This is a genomic window from Acinetobacter sp. CAU_H_29a_1 (assembly GCF_058599505.1).
In genome coordinates this window covers 2,509,125-2,531,138 of record NZ_CM178655.1, presented here as the reverse complement: position 1 = coordinate 2,531,138, position 22,014 = coordinate 2,509,125, and the positions used below count along the sequence as shown (strand labels likewise).

General features: G+C 41.0%; 15 protein-coding genes and 2 pseudogenes. 10 read left to right on the top strand and 7 right to left on the bottom strand.

What is annotated here, in order from left to right; genetic code table 11:
- Nucleotides 1-131 precede the first annotated feature (131 nt).
- Entirely contained in the window at nt 132-1,409 is a 1,278-nt protein-coding gene (gene apbC / locus AC4MDD_RS12625) for an iron-sulfur cluster carrier protein ApbC (protein WP_114837858.1), read from the top strand.
- A 51-nt stretch (nt 1,410-1,460) separates the two neighbouring features.
- On the opposite strand, the gene AC4MDD_RS12620 is transcribed toward apbC, so the two are convergent.
- From AC4MDD_RS12620 to AC4MDD_RS12610, 3 genes are read right to left on the bottom strand one after another with little or no spacing between them, the layout of a single operon-like run.
- Nucleotides 1,461-3,473: a TRAP transporter permease gene (locus AC4MDD_RS12620; RefSeq protein ID WP_491881747.1), complete on the bottom strand. Its 2,013-nt coding sequence runs from the start codon at nt 3,471-3,473 to the stop codon at nt 1,461-1,463.
- Nucleotides 3,470-3,943, bottom strand: a complete 474-nt coding sequence (locus AC4MDD_RS12615; RefSeq protein WP_114837856.1) for a DUF1850 domain-containing protein — start codon at nt 3,941-3,943, stop codon at nt 3,470-3,472. The genes AC4MDD_RS12620 and AC4MDD_RS12615 overlap by 4 nt, the downstream gene beginning before the upstream one ends.
- Entirely contained in the window at nt 3,940-4,950 is a 1,011-nt protein-coding gene (locus AC4MDD_RS12610; protein WP_114837855.1) for a TAXI family TRAP transporter solute-binding subunit, read from the bottom strand. Before AC4MDD_RS12610 ends, AC4MDD_RS12615 begins: the two co-directional genes overlap by 4 nt.
- 318 nt (nt 4,951-5,268) lie before the next feature.
- Between AC4MDD_RS12610 and AC4MDD_RS12605 the strand changes: the two genes are divergently transcribed.
- The 9 genes and pseudogenes from AC4MDD_RS12605 to AC4MDD_RS12565 all read left to right on the top strand — a co-directional run bounded on the left by AC4MDD_RS12605 (nt 5,269) and on the right by AC4MDD_RS12565 (nt 14,946).
- Nucleotides 5,269-6,359, top strand: a protein-coding gene (locus AC4MDD_RS12605) for an IS4-like element ISAba33 family transposase (protein WP_491882620.1) whose coding sequence is annotated in 2 segments (ribosomal slippage) — nt 5,269-5,809 and nt 5,809-6,359 — 1,092 coding nt in all. Because the reading frame shifts where the segments join, the coding sequence is not laid out codon by codon here.
- Between the two features lie 141 nt (nt 6,360-6,500).
- Nucleotides 6,501-7,094: a LysE family translocator gene (locus AC4MDD_RS12600; RefSeq protein ID WP_114837866.1), complete on the top strand. Its 594-nt coding sequence runs from the start codon at nt 6,501-6,503 to the stop codon at nt 7,092-7,094.
- A 114-nt stretch (nt 7,095-7,208) separates the two neighbouring features.
- Nucleotides 7,209-7,778 carry a dCTP deaminase gene (gene dcd / locus AC4MDD_RS12595; RefSeq protein ID WP_004694514.1) on the top strand — a complete coding sequence of 190 codons (570 nt, stop codon included), beginning with the start codon at nt 7,209-7,211 and terminating at the stop codon, nt 7,776-7,778.
- 237 nt (nt 7,779-8,015) lie between these two features.
- Nucleotides 8,016-8,576: pseudogene (locus AC4MDD_RS12590) on the top strand (hypothetical protein); the annotation flags it as partial.
- Nucleotides 8,577-8,632: 56 nt separating this feature from the next.
- A complete protein-coding gene (locus tag AC4MDD_RS12585) occupies nt 8,633-9,661 on the top strand; it encodes an IS701 family transposase (RefSeq protein ID WP_007116247.1) in 1,029 nt (342 codons plus the stop codon).
- Between the two features lie 15 nt (nt 9,662-9,676).
- Nucleotides 9,677-10,564: pseudogene (locus tag AC4MDD_RS12580) on the top strand (hypothetical protein); the annotation flags it as partial.
- A gap of 9 nt (nt 10,565-10,573) precedes the next feature.
- Nucleotides 10,574-11,257 carry a hypothetical protein gene (locus AC4MDD_RS12575; RefSeq protein WP_114837864.1) on the top strand — a complete coding sequence of 228 codons (684 nt, stop codon included), beginning with the start codon at nt 10,574-10,576 and terminating at the stop codon, nt 11,255-11,257.
- Between the two features lie 26 nt (nt 11,258-11,283).
- Nucleotides 11,284-13,569 carry a DUF6160 family protein gene (locus AC4MDD_RS12570; RefSeq protein ID WP_491881746.1) on the top strand — a complete coding sequence of 762 codons (2,286 nt, stop codon included), beginning with the start codon at nt 11,284-11,286 and terminating at the stop codon, nt 13,567-13,569.
- A gap of 24 nt (nt 13,570-13,593) precedes the next feature.
- Complete coding sequence (locus AC4MDD_RS12565) at nt 13,594-14,946, top strand: hypothetical protein (protein WP_491881745.1); 1,353 nt, start codon at nt 13,594-13,596, stop codon at nt 14,944-14,946.
- A 59-nt stretch (nt 14,947-15,005) separates the two neighbouring features.
- Here AC4MDD_RS12565 and AC4MDD_RS12560 read toward each other — a convergent pair whose 3' ends face one another.
- From AC4MDD_RS12560 to AC4MDD_RS12545, 4 genes are all read right to left on the bottom strand, one after another.
- Nucleotides 15,006-16,724 (bottom strand): proline--tRNA ligase, encoded by a 1,719-nt coding sequence (locus AC4MDD_RS12560; protein ID WP_491881744.1) that lies wholly within the window; start codon nt 16,722-16,724, stop codon nt 15,006-15,008.
- Nucleotides 16,725-16,819: 95 nt separating this feature from the next.
- Nucleotides 16,820-19,924: an efflux RND transporter permease subunit gene (locus AC4MDD_RS12555; RefSeq protein ID WP_491881743.1), complete on the bottom strand. Its 3,105-nt coding sequence runs from the start codon at nt 19,922-19,924 to the stop codon at nt 16,820-16,822.
- A gap of 20 nt (nt 19,925-19,944) precedes the next feature.
- Complete coding sequence (locus tag AC4MDD_RS12550) at nt 19,945-21,072, bottom strand: efflux RND transporter periplasmic adaptor subunit (protein WP_491881742.1); 1,128 nt, start codon at nt 21,070-21,072, stop codon at nt 19,945-19,947.
- A gap of 57 nt (nt 21,073-21,129) precedes the next feature.
- Nucleotides 21,130-21,768, bottom strand: coding sequence for a hypothetical protein (locus AC4MDD_RS12545; RefSeq protein WP_087010454.1), 639 nt, complete (start codon nt 21,766-21,768; stop codon nt 21,130-21,132).
- Between the last annotated feature and the right edge of the window lie 246 nt (nt 21,769-22,014).

The following is a 22,014-nucleotide window of genomic DNA, read 5'->3' as shown; positions in this document are numbered from 1 at the left end:
CGTATAAAACCAACTAAAAAGCTAGGAATACTAAATTTCATGGCATAATCCATAAATACTGAACTTAACCTAAGTTCGTTTTGTGGTTAAACTATAGCATTCAGCTGAATACTCGAATTTGGAGTACATATATGTCGTGGCTTTCTTCTCTTAAATCAGTTTTTTCTCCTGCGCAGGAGGTAAAGGAAGAAGAAATCCAAACAGTACTGCAAAACTATATCTTGCCCAATTCAAACCATGCGTTGAAAGACCGCATTACTCAAGTGAATGTGCAGGGCAATATTCTGCAAATTACCATCAATACTTTTCCTGCCGAAGCCGATGATTTACAAAAGATTCATGATGATTTGGCGGTTGCGCTTGAAGCATGCGGTATCAAAGAATTAAACATGCATGTGATTCAACAAAAAACGGGACATAAAGAAAAGTCCGGTGGCTGTGGACATCAGCATGCTGAAGGTGAGAGCTGTTCAAGCCAAGCAAAAGAGGCTGCACCGAAAAGCAATTTACCCCCAGTGATTGATGCTTCAGGCTCAGCAGCCCAAGCTGCTGCACAACCCGTTGAAACTGATCCAAACAATCCACCCATTCAAAAAGCAGCGCCACAACAACGTGATGTGCCGAAGCATCCGCGTATTCAAAATGTGATTTTGGTGTCCTCGGGTAAGGGCGGCGTGGGCAAATCCACCACTACGGTAAACCTTGCACTTGCTTTGCAAAAGCTCGGCTTAAAAGTTGGGGTCTTAGATGCGGACATTTATGGTCCAAGTATTCCGACCATGTTGGGCAATGCGGGCAAAACGCCGATGATTGAAGCGGAAAATTTTGTACCCTTAGATGCCTATGGTTTGGCAGTGTTATCGATTGGGCATTTAACAGGTGATCATAATACTCCTGTGGCTTGGCGTGGGCCGAAAGCGACAGGGGCGTTGATGCAACTGTTCAATCAAACCTTATGGCCTGATTTAGATGTCTTGATGATTGATATGCCACCGGGCACAGGTGATATTCAGTTGACGCTTGCGCAGCGTATTCCTGTGACAGGTGCGGTGATTGTAACCACCCCGCAAAATGTGGCACTTATGGATGCGACTAAAGGCATTGAGTTATTTAACCGCGTACATATTCCAGTTATGGGTGTTGTGGAAAATATGTCGACCCATATTTGCTCAAATTGTGGATTTGAAGAGCAAATTTTTGGTACGGGCGGTGGAGATCAACTGTCGGAGCAATATGATATTCCGCTGTTGGGACGTTTGCCTTTAAATGTACAAATCCGTGAAAATGCGGATGCGGGTAAGCCTTCTGTTTTAGTGGAAGACAGTGCAGCAGACAGCTATATGCAGATTGCTGAAAAAATTGCAGCCGCACTGCCTCAGGCTGAAAAAGATCAGACTCGTATTTTCTAAATCAGCCATAAAAAAAGCCCAACCTGTTGAGTTGGGCTTTTTTTTACTTTTTTAGGAGAGTGAATAGGACTGATTTTGTTTTTTGGCTTGCATAATATTAATGCTGATCGCAATCACCACCATCACAATCCCGATAATATCAGTCACAGTTTCAGGGATAATCATACATAAAGCACCTGCACCTAAGAAAATCCGCCAGAACCAATTCAAACCAATTTTAAAGTAACCTTCAACTGCTGCACCCAGCGCCAAAATACCGACTACTGAGGTAAAGACAATACTCACAATAGTTGTCCATGCAGGAAAGGCAAACTCACGTGCATTGACTGCGACGTTGGCCGTATCAATCATCAGCATGGCAGGGTTATAGACGAACAGGAACGGGACAATGAAACCTGCCAAAGAAAGTTTCAAGGCTTGGAAACCTGTGCGCATTGGATCACCCCCTGCGATTCCCGCACCTGCAAACGCGGCTAAGGCGACAGGTGGCGTAATATTGGCAAACAGACCAAAGTAGAACACAAACATATGCGCCACCAGTGTGGGAATATCAAAGTTTGCCAAAGCGGGTGCAGCCATGGTCGCGGTAATGATATAGGCTGGAATCGAAGGAAGTCCCATACCTAAAATCATTGATGCAATCATGGTAAAGAACAGCGTTAAAAATAGGCTGCCTGCACCGATGCTCATAATTGAGGAGGTCATGACAGAGCCAAAGCTGGTCAGGCTCACTACACCAATAATAATCCCCACCACAGCACAGGCTGCCATGACCGAAAGGGATTGTTTTGCACCATCGGCGAGCGCTTCTAATATTTCTTTGAAGCCCATACGGGTCGATTTGCGGAAACTCGCCACAATCACAGTTAAGACAATGGTGTAGACCGCGGCATAACTGACAGGAATGGATTGAAAGAGGAAAAATACCAAAGCCACAATTGGAATAAGTAAGTGCCCTCGCTCTTTTAGGACATCTTTAACCCGTGGCAAATCCGCTTTCGGTACGCCTTTTAAATTGTCTTTACCAGCACGGAAATGGACTTGCGCCATCACACCTAAATAGTAGAGTAAAGCCGGAAGAGTGGCTGCAAGGGCAATGGTGCCATAACTGACACCCGTGGTTTCAGCCATAATGAAGGCACTGGCTCCCATCACCGGGGGTAAAATTTGTCCACCTACAGAAGCGCTGGCTTCAACAGCACCTGCAAAATTTTTGTGGTAGCCAATTTTTTTCATCAAGGGAATGGTGAATGAACCAGTACCTACGACATTGGCCACTGCTGTGCCATTAATACTGCCCATAAATCCACTGGAAATGACAGCAACTTTTGCAGGGCCACCTTGTTTATGTCCCGCAAGTGCCATCGCAAGATCATTAAACAATTTGCCCATGCCTGATTTCGCCAGAAAAGCACCAAACAAAATAAACAGGAAAATAAAAGTGACTGAAGCACCGATTGCGGAAGAATAAAGTCCTTCGGTTTTTAAATACATTTGCCCGAAAATATCACTAATACTATATGGACGCGTCAATAAACGATCAGGGACCCAGTCATAGTGGCTAAAAAACGGGTAAGACAGAAAGACTAAACCTAAAATAGGCAGCATCCATCCCATGACCCGCCGAGCACCTTCAACCACCAGAACCACGGCTAAAATGGCAAAAACAATATCTAAAGTGTTTGGAATACCCCCACGCGTGGTCATAATGGCTTGATATTCTTTCCAAAGGTATAAAAAGGTTGCTAAAGCGGCTAAGGCAAGTAACCAATCCAACCAAGGGATGCTTTGTCGTGAACTGGACTGACGCGCAGGATAAAGTAGAAAGATCAAAACTAAACCAATAGCGACATGGGCGGAGCGTTGAATCAGTTCGGGTAGTGGATTAAAGGTAATAAATAAATGAAATAAGGAATAGAAAATAGCAATCGCCGCTATGAACCATGCCACAGATTTGTTGCTTGGGGAACGAGTCACTGACTCACGATCAAATTTTTCTAAAATGGCTTGTTGTTGTTGCTCATCTAATTGTTCAGGGGCAACTTTTTCTTCATTTTGAGTCATCGGCATTCTCCGATCTGCCATGCTTTCCACAAGGGCTGTTGTTGTGCTGTAATTTGAACCAAGGTGTAATCTGGATATTGTTGAAAAATGGGCCAGACGCTCTGGTGAATGATGATACTGCCTTGCATATTCCTGGAAATGATCCAGTTGATTTGATCAATGCGCCGATTAACTTTCATTCTGACCATACCGTCTTTTTGAAAGATGATGGGGTAGTCATTCGGTGTGCCTGCACCGAAAGAAATCAGGTCGGTGTAGCGCAATATAAAGTGCTGTTGCTCCTGTTGATAGTTTTCAATCCAACGGGTTTTTTCAACTGAATGTTTCCACTGCAAACTAAATTGTGCTGTTGAAATTCGGCACTGCATTTGAGCAACAGTTACTTCGCTATAGCGAACAGGTAAGAACAACAGCCCGCATAAACCGAGTAGAAAAAGTGCAGTAAACACTGCACTTTTTTTCAGCTTCATTTTTTCGCTGCGAGTTCGTCGTAATAACGCTTAGCCCCAGGGTGTAGCGGAGCAACCACGCCTTTTTGAGCCGTTTCCAGATTAATTTCTGTCGCTGCCTGATGTGAGTTGGCCAACTGTCCTAAACTATCAAAGAAGGTTTTGGTCAGTTTATAGACATCACCTTCAGAAAGATCGGAACGGACCACTAAAGCATTCATAATGGCTGCAGTTGGAATATCTTCTGCATTGCCATAAGTGCCTTTCGGAATATTCAGAGATAGGAAATAGGTTTGGTTTTTGGCGATTTGTTTCACTTTCTCAGGATCGATCCCGACCAGTTGTAAATCGAAACCTTGTTGCAGTTCCATCAAGGATGAGTTGGGGATACCACTGGTTAAGAATGCAGCATCAATTTTTCCACCCTTTAAAGCATCGGCGGCTTCTGCATAGCCTAGATAGTCGACCTTCACGTCATTGTAAGTAATACCAAAACCATTTAAGAGGGTGCGCGCATTAACTTCAACCCCTGAGTTTTGTGCACCGACGGCAATGCGTTTACCTTTTAAGTCTTCAAGCTTTTTAATGCCTGATTTTTTTGACGCCACAATTTGCACATAGTTGGGATAAAGTGCTGCCACTTGTTGGACATTATCAATTTTCCCACTGGCAAAACTGCCAGTGCCATTCAGTGCTTCGGTTAAGCTGTCACTCATGACAAAAGCCATTTCGACTTTTTTCTGTTTGAGTAAGTTAAGATTTTCTACCGATGCGCCTGTGGTTTGGGTTTTTGAATTTACACCGTAGGTTTTATTATAAATTTCAGCCAAACTGGTGCCAATCACGTTATACGGCCCAGATGCACCACCTGTCGCTATATTGACAAATTTAGTTTGGAGTTTGTCGGATGCTTGTGCACTGGTTTCAGTTTGAGCATCACCTGAAGTCGTGGTTTTATTGTCACTTGAGCATGCTCCTAGACCTGCAAGTGCAATTGAAAGTAGCGTGAGTTGAGTCCATTTTTTCATATACTTTTCCTCGTTTTATTATCTTCAAAGCCATTCACTTGGCTCTTTTATCCTTGATTTAGCGTGATCAGATTGATGAATAAAAATACGCATGTTTTAAAAAGTAACTGATTAAAAATCATTTGAATAGTCTTTTTTCATTAGGCATGTCTATTTGATTTATAAAATCATTGATTTGAAAAAAGAATAAAGCATGTGGCGTCATTTTTATGAATGCTAGATTGGGTAAGGGTCTTATACGTTATTTCTTTGTACACGACAAAAAAAGATAACTCATTGAAATAATGGCATAATACTTGTTTTCTGACGACGAATATGATGACACATTTCAATGAGTTACATCTCATCTTAAACAAATATCTAAAGTGGAACAAGTCACATGTAAAATGTTTTACACTGATTATGCTTGCATTAATTGTAAAACAGACATGTAATCTTTCTTCTGCATCTAAAGCCTTACCCATCAAGTGCTTACCACAATCATTTTATCGACGTATACAACGCTTCTTTGCAGATCATTATTTCGATTATCGTCAAATTTCTCAGTTAATTTTCTATATATTTTCATTCGATAAAGTCCAATTAACTTTGGATAGAACCAACTGGAAATGGGGAAAACGAGATATCAATATCTTGATGTTAGCCATCGTCTATCGTGGAATAGCGATACCTATTGTTTGGACATTGCTCAATAAACGTGGAAATTCAGATACAAAAGAGCGTATTGCTTTGATTCAACGCTTTATCTCCATTTTTGGTAAAGATCGTATTGTGAATGTGTTTGCAGACAGAGAATTTATCGGTGAGAAATGGTTTACATGGTTAATTGAAAATGACATTAACTTCTGTATACGTGTTAAAAAAACTTTATTGTGACCAATCACTTAGCCAAGAATCATAAAATTAGTGATTTATTTCGTCATCTTCAAGTTGGTCAAACTGAATGTCGTAAACGACGTATTTGGGTTGGTCGAGTGAAACTGTATATTAGTGCGCTACGATTAGAAGATGGAGAACTTTTACTTGTTGTTTCTCCTATGTTTAATGCTTCTGCTATTCGTGATTATGCATTACGCTGGGAAATCGAAACGTTATTTAGTTGTCTCAAAGGACGTGGATTCAATCTTGAAAATACTCGTTTAACAGACCCTAGACGAGTCAAGAAATTGATAGCAGTGCTAGCTATCGGTTTCTGTTGGTGCTATTTAACAGGTGAATGGCAACATGATCGAAAAAAAGCGATAAAAATAAAGAAGCATGGACGACTTTCAGTAAGTTTATTTCGCTACGGTTTGGACTATGTTCAAATGGCTATTCTACGTTTGATTGGTTTTGGAAAAAAAGAAGAATTTAAGAAAGTGCTCGCAATTTTAAGAAAGAATAAGCCTGATAGGACAAGGGCCCTGTGAAATTTGTCGTGTACAGAGACGTTATTTATGTTAAGTATTGAATGAAAATTAAAAAAACTGTTATCACGGTTCACTAAATTTGATTGCTTTCAGCATGGCAAGTCATTACGCTTATAGTTATATATATGTGGGTCTGTGAATATGGTCACTTGGTTTTTTATTGGTTTAGTGATAACCATTCTTTTAACTCCAGGACCAACCAATACCCTACTTGCGTCTTCGGGCATTCAAGTCGGTATTCGTAAATCTTTGCGTCTCATTCCAGCAGAAGCTTTTGGCTATCTCATTTCAATCACGGCATGGGGCTTCCTTATTGGAAAAGTGTCCGTACACTTGCCTTTATTGCCGACTATTTTAAAACTGTTCAGTGCAAGCTATATCATTTATTTGGCCATCAAATTATGGCGTACAGCCGATGCTGAAGTGAGTTTTAATCAACCGACTATTCGGGCACGTGAACTGTTTTTTGCAACATTATTGAACCCTAAAGCATTATTGTTTGCTTCAGCCATTTTCCCAACCATTGCGTGGACAAAACTAGATTATTATCTGTCACATATGTCGCTGTTTTTGGTTTTGATTGTTCCAATTGCTTTCTTTTGGACTTTTATCGGATCAATTTTAGCGAGCAATAAAATTCGTTGGCTCAACCAATCTACCCTGCAAAAAACAGCATCACTGGTTTTGATGAGTTTTTCGATTCCGCTGAGCTATTCTGCGATTTTAAGTTTTTAATTTAGTAATTAAAGACAGAAATTTTGCGAACTTAAACGCGCTTATTTTCATTGAAAGCGATTTCAGTTAAAGTACAACGCAATTATTGAAATTAAGCTTTTTTGGAAAGAATAAATGGCTATTAAGTCCGATCGTTGGATTCGCGAAATGAGCGAAAAACACGGCATGATCGAACCGTATGCAGAAAACCAAGTTCGTTTAGATGAAAATGGTCAAAAACTCATTTCTTATGGTGTGTCGAGCTATGGTTATGATGTCCGTTGCGCGCGTGAGTTTAAAGTTTTTACCAATGTTCACTCGGCAATTGTAGATCCAAAAAATTTTGATGATAAAAGTTTTATCGACATTGAAGCTGATGTTTGTATTATTCCGCCGAACTCATTTGCTTTAGCACGTACCGTTGAGTATTTCCGTATTCCACGTAATGTGTTGACTGTGTGTTTGGGTAAATCGACCTATGCACGTTGCGGTATTATCGTAAACGTCACACCACTTGAGCCTGAGTGGGAAGGTCATGTTACTTTAGAGTTCTCGAATACAACTAATCTTCCTGCACGTATTTATGCAGGTGAGGGTGTTGCACAAATGTTGTTCTTCGAATCTGACGAAGTGTGTGAAACATCGTATAAAGACCGTGGTGGTAAGTACCAAGGTCAAACAGGTGTGACTTTACCGAAGACCTAAGTTGTTGATATTTAAGAAAGCGGATCATTGATCCGCTTTTTTTATGTCAATTCATTCATCGGAAAATAAATATTATCGGACAGTTGGTTTTGCATTTGTGCTGAGTTTCAGCATAATCAATTGTGAATTAGAGTGCTTTGGTTGACGCAAATAAAAATTATAGTGCGCAGAGTAGAATGCCAAGCAAAGGATGCAGTACATAAAGATGCGGAGCATCGAATAATAAGGATGGTCGAGATGACGAATCGTATATATCCCGAAGGATTGAAAAAATCCTGTTTAGCTAGTCTTGTCGGACTCATGCTTGCGCAGTCTACATTTGCCCTTGAGTCACTTTCCGATGAATATCTAGCGGATACTACGGGTGAAGGCATTGCTTTACTTCCTGAAAACTTCAAGATGGTGTTCCAAGGGGCCAATGATCTCTCCACGGCTTCTAGCTACAACCGTGGCGTGGCCAATCCACAACAATACGACACGGGTTTCATTCGTATTATTCCTGTGGGTGAGAACTACTCCAAATATACCGATGCTGATGATCTGAGTGCGAAACGAACCAAAGGGGACATCTTTATTTATGGTTTCGCACTTTCACGGTCTGATAATAATGCCAATAGTCGTTTCAGTAATCAGGGCTTCACATGGGGAAGTGATGTTAACCCTTGGTTATTTCGCGCTGGCACAGCCACGGGGATTAAACAGTTTCATCAGTCGAATGCAAGTTCAGATGTAAGTTTTCTAGGGCTGGAAGCGCCTTTAGCAACGGTTGTAGCGAGTGACACAGATAATAATATTAAATAGGACTTACGCATTGACGGATTCAAAAAAGTATTAAAATACTTTATAAAGTATCTGTGATCAGACGAATTAAACATGCTTCTACAGCAACTTGTACATTACCCATTTATATGGGCTTTCTCATGACAGAACCGAACTCTATTAGCTGCACACAACTTGCCGAGACTTATAACATCTCGCATGATAGTGTAAATCGCTTTCTAGAACGTGAAGACTACACACCTCACGACCTATATCAAGAAGCAATTCAACATATTGATAATAATAAACTTATAGTCAGTATTGATGATACTGTTTTAGATAAACCCTATAGTCAACATATGGACTTGGTTAGCTATTTTTGGTCAGGCAAACACCACCGATCCGTCAAGGGTATTAATCTCATTACCTTGTATGCGACAGATCAGAATGGTCAAAATATTCCAATTAATTTCCGAATTTATGACAAATCTGAAAGTAAAACCAAGAATGATTACTTTATGGATATGTTAAGTGAAGTACTCAGTTGGGGTGCAAAGATTCAATTTATTACAGGTGATAGTTGGTATTCATCGACTGGAAATCTAAAAACCATAAGAAAATATGGTATTCGATTTATGTTTGGTATCGACTGTAACCGTAAGGTTTCCCCAGAAAAAGGACAATGGTTTCAACTGCGTTTATTGCCAAATTTCCATCAGGGTCAAGTGGTCTGGCTCAAAGATTTTGGCTTTGTACAATTATTTAAGACTCAGTTAAAAGAACAGCAGAGGTTTTATATTGTGCATCAAGATGAAGATGATTTATTGTCCTTTGAGGGTTTTCATGAATTACATTCAAGTCATTGGAAAATAGAGCAATATCACCGGGTGATTAAACAGGTTTGTCATATTGAAAAGTTTCAAGTAAGACGATCTAAACTGATTTTGAATCATATTTTTTCAGCCTTGATGGCCTACGTCGAGATACAAAAGAACCAGTTTGAGCGGATCTTTGAAAATGTATATCGTTGGCAGAAGAAATTATTTAGACCAGTTATCAAAAACTTCATTGATGACTTTATTCTCGATAAAAATCATCTGCTACCACAGAGAATCTATAAATAATAGTGCGTAAGTCCTATTAAATTAGGTCTATGGTTGGATGCTTTTTCGCGTAGCTGGAATTCTCAAAATAAAGTGGACCCTATCACTGGTGCGCCAACAACAACCAACGCGGCAGCAGATCTTGATTTAAATTTAAATCAAAGAATACGTTTACAGGCCGTTGCCAATGGGTTGAGTTTAAATGGCTCACAGGTGCGTATGTTTCAAACTCAAGCATCTACCTTAGACCAGCAAAATAAAACCTTTGGGATGGCAGCCTTACTTCGGATCAATACCAATGATGATCCATCTGGATTGGTCTATGCCAACGATGACGCAAATAAAGCGCTATTGAATGCTAAAGTCCTTCGTCTGAGCACAGCTGCGACCAACGACGGTACGGCAGTCACACCTGCACTAGATCGTTCATTGGCTCCAATTTTTGATGCCAGCGAGGGACTTTATTTATACAGCCCAAATATTAACTTGGTCTTGGGTAATATGTATCAGCCTTTTGTTGTAGGTTCGGAAGGACGCAATATTATTCTCGAAGTCACGCGTATTCCGAATGTGCCTGAGATTTATAAGCAGATTTATACCTACTACCCAGATGTACAGGGTGGAAACAATGCTGACTATAAAGGATCAACATGTAATGTGGCCTATTGTGGTTCGAATTTTGTTCAAACGGGGGCAGGGAGTACTGCGATTCAATACCAAGGAAATAACGCAACACATAGCAGTATTTCGATTGGTAGCGTGACACGAGATCCGACCACCAATACGCTTAAAGCCAATACGGCAACACAGTCAACTGGTGTGGTATTCCGCGGGATTGGAACAGCAGTTCCTGTAAATTTAGGGTCAGTTGCTATAGATGGTGTATTGATCCAACACTTAAAAATTAAGACCACAGGGTTATAGGATACTGACATGATGAAAAAATTATGTGTAACCATGTTGATGTCGGTATCCATGTTGTCTCAAGCGGGTTTGGTAGATTTGGATAATAAGGAACTGGTCGGTGTGACTGGACAGGGCGGTGCAGATTTGAGCTTAACCCTATCGATCAACCACCAATATGCCAATGATATGAGTTTAAATACGATCTCTAGGATCAATGGTGTAGATGCAAATGGGCGAGCTATTGTCACTGAAGCCTATTATCAAATGCGTGCAAATCAAGATTGCGCTTTATTAGAACTGTGTCGTATCGCTATTTCTCCAAATAATCATAAGGAAAATGGGCAACGAAAATGGCTGGTTTTCAAGCAGTTCCAAGGCACCATGCAAATTGATAAATTTTCGCTGGAAGGTACCACAATTCTGAATAAAGAAGGTAAGCCACAAACTGCGATGATGTTAAAGTTTTTCGATGATAAACCCCTTAAAATTAGAAACTTAGGTTTTGCCAGCCTTTCAGTAGAAAGTGGTGAAAATGGATATTTCAATACCTCAACGTATAACAGTTATGGTACGAGTAAAACTGTACCCACTTTTGATAAAGGTCAGGAACAAGGTTTTATGGGCTTAAATGTTCACGGAAACTTACATCTGGATGGAAATCTAAAAATCTTTAGCTATAACTGTTCGGGCACTGCGGGTAGCCGCTGTTAGACATATAGTTTCAAAAGGATATTGAGATGCATAAAATAATAAAACTAAACCTTCTGACACTGTGTATTTGTGCAGCGAATCAAAGTTATGCATTACAAGCTTTGAATGATCAGATTTTAAGTGATGTAACGGGTCAAGATGGTATTTCAATTACCCATGAAGCTTCAAAAGTTGACATTAAACAATTGAATTGGGTCGATCCTGCGGAAGTCGGAAAAACACCGATAAAACTGGGTTTGCATAATATTGAAATGAAAACGGCAACTGGTTATAACAACATTAAAACCAAACTCGATTTTGATGTGGGAACAACACAATTAGCCAATGGTACGCAAGGGGTCGGCATTCAGCTCTCTGCCAGTGTGTCACCTTTTACCGCAACGGCTGCCCAAATCATGCTGATGTGTTCACCAAATTGTGCAACGGGTGAAACGGATCAAAATTTAGGAAGTATTAAGCTTTCAACTATTTCACCTTTTGAAGTGTACTTAGCAACGACGAATGGTCTGTTTAACCGTGACTCAAAGGTGCATTTAGATTTTAAATTGCAGAATGCTAGTATTAGTTATGGACAAAATAATCAAGATTTAACCTTAAAAGATTTCAACTTCAATTTATCTGCTGATGGATATCTCTATATCGATGAAACGGAAGGTGTAGTTCTCACCTCAAAGGGTAGTGTTGGCGATAATATTGTTGTTTTAGGTCGAGTGGAAGATAAGACAGATGTACATGACAGCCGTGTAGGCAATGCCACAAATCCGGGGTTAAACGTTGATTTACGTTATGGCTCAGCAAACTCGACTCATCGAAACTTAATTCGGATAGGGGCATCAGGTGCTTTAACCAATGGCAAGATCGCATTAAATGCTGACCAGACTGGTGTTGCTAAGTTTAATACGGTCAACCGTGTTAACGGTAATGTTCAAGAAAATGAGGTGGTTGCATCTGCAGGTTATGGTTTTAAGAATGCGGGCGGTTTACATTTAAATGTATCGGCTGACTTTACCCGTGCAGGGAATAGTTTGCTTGGTGCTAGCACACCAACAACGTTTGAATTAGGACACACTGGTACAGGCAGTTACGCCATCGAGTTTTCAAATTTATCACCGCTCAATGTACGTACTTCCACTGACCCCAATTCAGCAATAAACAGTCAAAATGTCTATATTGATTTTGGCCAGATTTATATCAATAACATTCGCACCAACTCAATGGGTTTTGTAGTCAATGACCAAATTAAGACGATATTGGGTGCGCAAAACTATGAGTTGATTTATAACCCATCACCAACGGGCAATGCTTCAAATATGGCTTTTATTGCTGTACGTGGACTCGATTTTCAAGCCATTGCACGTAAAGCTCGCTTTATTTCAGATAATTCTATTGCGGTAAACAATACTAACGAAGGGACATGGGGCTTAGGTATTCCAATTTATAACCTAAATGCCAATGCAGCATTTTTTGCCAAGAAATATACCAATACCGCTGGAACAGTGAAGGATGGGTTGGGTTATGACATCGCAGTATCAACTGATGGTTATGGTGAAGATAGTCAAGGCAACCCTAAAACAACGTCTATTATCGTCATTGATGGTGCGATGAGTAAGCATGGCGAAGAAGTTAACTACTATACAGGCTTACGTAATATTGATTCATATTTTAAAGCCAATGGTGTGATTGGTTTTAATGAAAATGAAATCTATATCAAAGCCGATAGCTTATTGTTTGCTGCCAATGCGGAAATCGCAATCGGGCAGCTTCCGGGTGCACTATATAATTGTCCAGCAGGGGTAAATAGTTGTGCCAAAGAAGTCGTACCGATTAATAACTTTGCCAAAAAAGATGATGTTCTCGCATCAATTGCTTTTATGTTAGATGGTAAAGGCGAACTCTTTATTATTCCAGGGCTTGAGGCCGTAGGCGGGACACCACAAAGCAATTATTTGTCATTTAAATCCAATTTTGAGTTTAATACACTGAGTAGCACAGACCTGAGTAATGAAAGTAAAAAAGGCAGTTTTATTAGTTTAAGTAATACCGATAGTAATGGAACAGCAACAAAAACCTCAAGTTTTAACTTAAACAAAATGCAAGGTCACTTGGGTTTGAATGGAAAAATTCATATGCAAAAGGACTCAGTGGTCATAGATAATCAAGTGCAATTTAACCATAAGGCATTAGCAGGGGGACAAGGGACTGCCTTTAGAACGGAGGTTGCATTGTCTCCAACAGGTACCATGCAGAAGGTTGCAGATATTGCCATTACGGGTGGGGCTATGCGTAGCACATTAGGGATTACGCCGCGCTAAAAAGGATGACAAGGAATAAATAAAATGAATAAGTCTTTAATTTCAATTCTAATCACAGCGACATTAGGCTTGAGTCAAAGTTATGCGATGACCGCTTTAAATGATGAGGAGTTGTCAGAAGTTGAAGGTCAGTCTTTGATGAACCTAGAGTTCCAGCAGGGGACAAATACAACCGATGCACAAGGGAAAACATATAACCAATCAAACATTGGTTTTTATAAGTTAGCTCTAAGTGCCGAATTGGAGTTGAATGCCAATATTAAAAAGCTTCAGTTGGGATGTGGTGGCGACAACAATTCCATTCGAGCCAACAGTTGTGATATTGATATCGATCATATTTCTTTAAGTGGATTGCCTGATGACCCGAACTATACATCAGATCAGCGTGCAGCAACTTCGGCATTAATCACAAATCCATTTATTCAATTTGCCATTAAAAATCCGACTTCAGCTGCAACACGTGAGGTGTTAGGGTTTCGTGTTAGTGCTGAAAAGATTAAAGGCTTGATGACATTAGGTACCAATAATGATGTAGATGCAAATAATAATGCGATACCCAATGGAATTAATACCTTTAGTGGATATATGAAAACCAAAACTGCATCAGGTACTGCAGTGACAGCAGCTCGTAGCATGACCTTTGCGGATACAGGATTAACTATGAATGGTATTGTGCAAGGACGATTACTCGGAAGTAGTTCTGGGACAACTTGTGTAGGTGGTTTTTTAGACCCTTGTTATGATATTTCATATACGTCTGATACTTATAATTTAAATCTATCTTCAACTACAGCGCCTTTTACGATTAATTCGACAGTTGTGTCGGGGACTCGAATGAAGGATGTAACTTTAAAAGGGACGGGTACTGTTGGGCAAATTGATTTTAGTGGACAATTAACAGCTAAAGTACTCGGTTTTTTAAACTTAGATAAACAGGTGTCCGGCAATATTACGGGGCTTAAAACAGATATTACAGTCAATCAAAGTTTAGGCTTAATTCATGCACTGTATTTAAACAACCCTGCATCATTATCCTTGCAATCCCAAGATATTTTATGGACGGGTGCTGCGGTTGGAGCAAATAAAGGCTGGTGGCTGGCGATGGAAGATGAAGTCGAGCTGGGCAGCTTAAGTCCAACCACTAAAGTAGCGATTACTAATGAAGTCTTAAAACAAACTATTGCGGGTATTAATAAAGATCTAACGGAAAATCCTCGAAATTGCGGCAACCTTTTAACAGGGTGTGTTGGTGGTTCAGCATTAGTTGTTGGGAATGTCGCAATGAATACGACGACTTTAGATTTTCCACTGACTAATTTAAGCTTACAAGGGCAAAACTTTAGATCAAATTGTTACGGTGGTTTAAAGTTCTGTTAAATATATGATTCCATAAAAAATCCCGCGATATACGCGGGATTTTTTTAATCTAAAATGAATTATTTTGTAATTTTCGCCAATAACTCTTCTTTAGAAATGTTTACAGATTCAGCGTCACGACGGCCTTTATATTCAAAAGTACCTGCATCCAAGCCTTTCTCACCAATCACAATACGGTGAGGAATACCTGTAAGCTCAAGGTCTGAGAATTTCACGCCTGGACGTTCGTTACGATCATCCAGTAAAACATCATAACCTGCTGCCGTAAGTTCAGCATACAGTGCTTCAGCTGCTTCCAAAGTGCGTGGAGACTTATGTGCATTCATCGGCACAATGGCAACTTCAAACGGTGCAATTGCCATAGGCCAAATAATGCCTTTTTCGTCAAAGTTTTGCTCAATTGCAGAGGCAACTACACGTGTTACACCAATACCGTAACAACCCATGGTTACAGTAAATGGCTTACCATCTTCACCTAAAACTTTACAACCCAAAGCTTCTGAATACTTTTGACCGAGTTGGAAAATATGCCCAACTTCGATACCACGTTTAATTTGCAGTGTACCTTTACCGTCTGGAGACGGATCACCCTCAACCACATTACGTAAGTCGTAGACTTCGGTAAACTGTGCATCACGTTCCCAGTTTAGACCAGTCACGTGTTTATCAACCTCATTTGCACCCGCAACAAAGTCAGACAGTACCGATGCAGCACGGTCGGCAATGACCGTTAAGCCTTTTTCTACCAAGCCTTGTGGTCCACAGAAACCAGCGGTTAAACCCAGTGCAACAAGTTGTTCTTCTGTTGCAAAAGTTAATGGTGATGCGATACGTGGATGTTTCTCCGCTTTAATTTCATTCAGCTCATGATCGCCACGTAAGAACAATGCCACTACCGGTGTTGCTTGGCCTTCTTCGGCTGCAATACCTTGTACTAACAAGGCTTTTACAGAGTGTGCAGGATCAGATTTTAAGAAGTTTGATACATCTGCAATGGTTTTTTGATTTGGTGTATCGACAACTTCTAATGCTTTGGTTGGCGCTGCACGTTCACCGACTAAAACAGCCTCAGCCATTTCAATATTTGCCGCATAGTCAGATTCAGTCGAGAAGGCGATATCATCTTCACCACTTGATGCTAATACGTGGAATTCATGTGAGCCTGAACCACCAATTGAACCTGTATCGGCTTGCACTGGACGGAAATCTAAACCTAAACGGCTAAAGATTTTGCAGTACGCGTCGTACATGATGTCATAGGTTTCTTGCAGTGATTCTTGGTTTGCGTGGAAAGAATAAGCATCTTTCATGATAAATTCACGTGAACGCATTACACCAAAACGTGGACGAATTTCATCGCGGAATTTGGTTTGTACTTGATAGAAGTTTGCAGGCAATTGTTTATAGCTTTTGAGTTCATTGCGCGCAAGATCGGTAATGACTTCTTCGTGGGTAGGACCAAGCACGAAAGGGTTGCCATGGCGGTCTTTGAAACGAAGCAGTTCAGGGCCGTATTGGACGTATCGACCAGATTCTTCCCATAAAGACGCTGGCTGAGTTACGGGCATCAGGACTTCGAGTGAACCCGCATTGTTCATTTCTTCATGAACGATCGCTGCAACTTTATTTAATACGCGAACGCCCATCGGCAGCCAAGTATATAAACCTGAAGCCAATTTACGAATCATCCCAGCACGTAGCATTAGTTGATGTGAAATCACTTCTGCGTCATTTGGGGTTTCTCTTAACGTTGCAAATAAAAAGCGACTCGCGCGCATGGAAACTGTCCTAAAATTTTAAACTTTGAAAGTCAAAGATTATACGATAAAAAATGAGGAGGCATGTCGACACCGCCTCAGAAAAATGTTGATTATTATGACATGGTTTTACGTACTTGACGCAGCATAAAGTTCTTAAAGTCATCTAAATAGGTGAAGATCACAGGAACCACCACCAAGGTCAGCAGTGTCGATGTAATGACACCGCCGATCACTGCATGTGCCATAGGTGCGCTTTGTTCCCCCCCTTCACCTAGCCCTAAAGCCAGAGGCACCATGCCCATCACCATGGCACTTGTGGTCATCAGAATAGGGCGTAGACGTGTTTTACCCGCATCAATAATCGCTTGATAACGATCAACGCCGTGATCCATGGCTTTTTTAATGAAATCGATCAATAGAATTGCATTCTTGGTCACCAGCCCCATCAACATGATAATACCGATAATAGAAAACAAGTTCATAGTGGAGTTAAATAAGAAGAGCGCTAAAAATACCCCTATCAGCGATAACGGAAGGGAAACCATAATCGCCGCAGGGTGAATAAGACTATTAAACTGAGAACCTAGCACAATATAAATAAACACAATCGATAAGGTGATAGCGGTCATGGCATAGCCTGCGGATTCAGCCATGTCTTTGTTTGTACCTTGTGTGTCAAAGCTATAACCTACAGGAAGGTCAAAGTTGTCTTCAATTTTTTTAATATCTACACCAATATCGCCTGCAGGACGACCTGCTGTGTTGGCTTCGACTAAGACTTCCCTTGCTAGATCGCGACGATTAATCTGCGATGCCCCCAGACTTTCTTCTAAATGTGCAACACTAGAAAGGGGAATCAATAAAGCTTGACCATTGGCATCCATTTTTTGCGATGTGAGGTAAAGGTTTTGTACATCACTAGGTAAGCTACGCGCATTTTCAGTTAGGCGCAGGTTAACGTCATAAGTTTCGCCTTTGTTGTCTTGCCATGTGGTGACATCATCCCCTGCAATCAGTGGGCGAATGACATTGGCAATTTGGTTGACCGATAGCCCCAAATCGCTGGCTAAGACCCGATTAATATGCACGCCTAAAGTCGGTTTAGGGGCTTTAAGTGAGCTTTCTAAGTCGACAATGCCTTTGACTTGCGCAATTTCAGCCATAAAGCGGTCTGATATCTTCTGGAGTTCGGCTAAGTCAGGACCTTTGATGGAAATCATTACGGGCTTTTGTCCGCCCGATACCGTTTCATCTGCCGAGGCAATTGAGGTCACAGTAATGCCACCTACTTGTTGTAGGCGTTGGCGGAACTCATTGTTTAAGTCGGTTAAGCTTTTCTTACGCTCTGTGCGTGGCGTAACGGTTACGCGAATACTGACATGGTTTTTACCACGATCCGTAACGCCATTAATCACCGCATAAGTTGCTCGAACGTCAGGGTGCTGCTGAATAATTTTATCGACTTGCAGCAGTTTAGCTTGTGAATATTCCAAAGAGGCGTCGACAGGTGTTTCGAACTTAATCCGAATCTCACCTTTATCTGGAACAGGGACAAACTCTGTTCCAATCAGTTTAGATAAGCCTAATGCACCGAACAGTGAAGCCACAGCAATCATGAGGGTGATGAGTCGGAAGCGCAGAGCAAGCTTGAGTAATTTCTCATAGCCATGGCTGAGATTATCTAGTTTGCCAGAAATCCAATTGAAAAAACGTTTGATTCGATTTGGTGGCTTATGTGGATTATGCTGTTCAGCCCAATGCGCAGATAGCATTGGATCTAAAGTAAAGCTGACAAACATGGAGATCAGCACAGCAGTACTGACGGTTACGCCAAACTGATAGAAAAATCGACCAATAATACCGCCCATAAATGCCACAGGTAAGAACACCGCAACAATGGTTAAGGTGGTGGCTAAAACAGCGAGTCCAATTTCTTTGGTCCCATCAAGGGCTGCTGTAACAGGGTCTTTGCCCATGTCTGCATGTCGCACAATATTTTCACGTACCACAATCGCATCATCAATCAGTAGACCAATGCTGAGTGATAGTGCCAGTAAGGTCATCATATTGATGCTAAAGCCAAAGATCCAAATAAACGTCAGAGTGCCAAGGAGGGCAATCGGCAGGGTCATGCCTGTAATGGCGGTGGAACGGAATGAGCCTAAAAACAGCAGGACAATCAAAACGGCAAGAGCTGCACCTTCAATAATGGTACGTGCAACATCGGTGATGCTGTTACGAATGCCTTTAGATGAATCTACCACGACTTTTGCTGTGGTGCCTTCAGGTAACTGTTTTTGAATATCTGCTAAGGTCTCATAAGCACCATCGACCACGTCAATCACATTTGAATCGGAACTGCGTAAAATATCAATCGCAACCGCAGTTTGACCGTCTAAATAGGCACTTGACTCAAGTTCGGCTTGGCTGTCTGAAATGCTTGCAACTTGGCGCAAATAAATCGGTACACCATTTTTATTGGCAATCACCAAATCGCCGAAGGCTAAAGGATGAATCACTTTAGACTTAATTTCGACCACAAGTTCACTGTTACCATGCTTCAACGTTCCACCCGGAATCTCAACATTTTCAGCTTTTACCGTGTTGATGATCTGGTCAATACCAATCCCAAAACTTTGTAATTTGTGGGGTTCAATCTGTATGCGAATTTGTCGCTTGGCATCACCCAATAAGTTGACGGTCCCAACACCAGAAACGGTTCTAAACTGTGGAACGATGCGCTGATCCAAATAAGAACTGAGCTCTTTTAGTGACATGTTTTGTGATTCAAATACAATTGACATCACGGCATTGGCAGAAGGATCGTAACGTTCAACGATCGGGTCTTGAATTTCGTCTCGAAATTGTGCGGTGACCGGTGCAATTTTATCGCGGACATCTTGCGCGGCTATAGCAGAAGAAACATCGAGATCAAATTCAGCAATAATGGTCGATAAGCCTTCGCTAGACTGAGAAATGACCTGTTTTAAACCTGAAATGGTATTGATTTGGTCTTCCATTTTCTTGGTGATTTCAGACTCAACCGTTTCAGGCGATGCCCCTGGATAGGTGGTATAAACCACCACGAAGGGGAAATCGACATCAGGGAACTCGTCAACCCCCATTCTTTGCCAAGAGGCTAAGCCTAAAACCATCAGACAGAACATCATCATGATGGTAAAAACAGGATATTTCACACTAATACGGGTTAACCACATAGCAACAACCTTTTCTTATTTTATGGATTGATTGTCACCATTTGATGCAAATCTTTTTCATTAAAATTTATACGACTGATGCGGTCGCCAGTTTGTAGTCCCTGAACCACAGCACTGTTGTTGCTATAGCGTTGTTCCAATACTTTTATGTGAATACGTTCAATTTTATTGTGGCGAATCACCCAAACATAAGGCGAATTTTGTATATCATGAATGGTATCAAGCGGGATAATTTGGCCTGTTATGGACTGTGAACCAAGTATATTCCCCTCCACAAAGGTACCGATACTCAATGAATTAATACTTTCAATTGGCTGAGCAAAAAACTCAATTTGACGGTTTGCGGGGTCTGTAATCGGAGAAATACGAGTAAGCTTGGCTGTCAGTTTTTGAGGATTGCCTTGCAACCGATATTCAATTTTTTCTCCCAAACTTAAAGCAGCTTGTAGATCACTTGGAATTTTGGCCTGTATTTCTAAATGACTCGGATCAATGATTTCAAATAGGGTTTGTCCTGCGGATACTGTTTGTCCAGGTTCTACCTGACGTTGAGTAATAAACCCTGAAATCGGGCTTACAATAGTGCCATCGCGATCTGCTTTTTCGGCTATATCGACATTGGCTTGTTGTGCGCGAACACTTTCTAATTGAGCTTGATAGTCTACAAGGCTTTGTTCATATTCCACTTTAGAAATAAAGCCCTGATCGAGTAAACGTTTTTTCCTTTGAACCATGCTTTTTGCAAGATTGGCTTGGGCTAGGGTTGATGCAAGATTGGCTTGAGCTTGGGCAAGACGCGCAGCATTATCTTGATTATTCAATCGAACCAGTACTTGGCCTTTTTGAACGGCTTGTCCAACTTGAGCGGAGACGGCGGTGGCTGTCGCTGTCACTTGAGCCTGAATGGAACTTTGATTGACGGCTCGAATAGTACCAGTAAAGGCTGTACGTTGGATAGAAGGCCCTTCTTGGAACTGGACCAAGTCTTGTGCTATCAGCTCGATTTTAGCTGTAGACGAAGTAGGGGAGGTGACTTCATCTTGTTTTTGGCAGGCAGAGAGGAGTAAGCACAAACACAGCGGACTGAGTTTTAAAATAGGGAGCACTTGGCGGCTTAATTTGTTTTTTATACGTAGTGCAGCCTGCATTGAGTCAAATCCTTTGGTCTAGCGGCGAAAGTCAGCACACTGTAAATAAGACGCAGATTATTCAAGTGTTTTTAAGCGAGCAATAATTCTGTCGTATTCAGCCTTGGTATTACGATAGTGACTTTGTAACGATTGTATTTGCTCTTTTTTCATCACAATATTTTTGGAATTGTAATCAATCATATCTTGGAGCGGCTTCGGATTGCTTTTGCCTTTACGCATGTTCTCTTTTTCTTGGCGTAAGAATCCAATGCGGTCATTCTGTAATTGTTTTAATTCATCTTGCTGAAACTTAATCTGTTTTAAAATATAGGAAAGGGCAGTATTGCGTTTTTGAGTGGCGACTTGGCTGTTGGTATAAGCACGTTTTAATTTAAGATCTGACTCGCGTTGCTTGGCTGCTGCTGCACGTTGTGGCGCATATTGCGCATCTTTTTCTGCGTTGTATGGGCGTGCCCGTTGAATCACTTGCATGTTGCTATCGAGTGCTTCATAACCATAACGAATATGGTTGGGGGTGACACTGCTACTGACGTTTGCGATGCCTTTACTGTCGTAATATCGATACCAGACCGCTTTAGGTGGATCGGCCATAATCGAGATGGTCTGTAAACTTAGCAAAGCCAGCAAAATGACTTTCGCAGTCATCCTTTTTTTTACGATCAAAGCAAGTTTGTGATTAAACTCCCTAAGCATCGATACCCCCAGTTTAAAGTTGACTAAATTACTTATTTACAAGCAATAAATAGTGCTATATTAGTCCTAAATTTAGGAATAAAAAATATAATCAGTCAAAAAAAAATCGACGGGTATAGGAAAGTGTGAAGCCGTTCTTGAAAAGAAGATGAAGTGTGGTTTTATGCGGAAACTGTTCGTTGAAAATATAAGTAAATATATGTTAAAAGTGTACGTAACTTGTAAAGCGTCTACGAATCTGTTTCT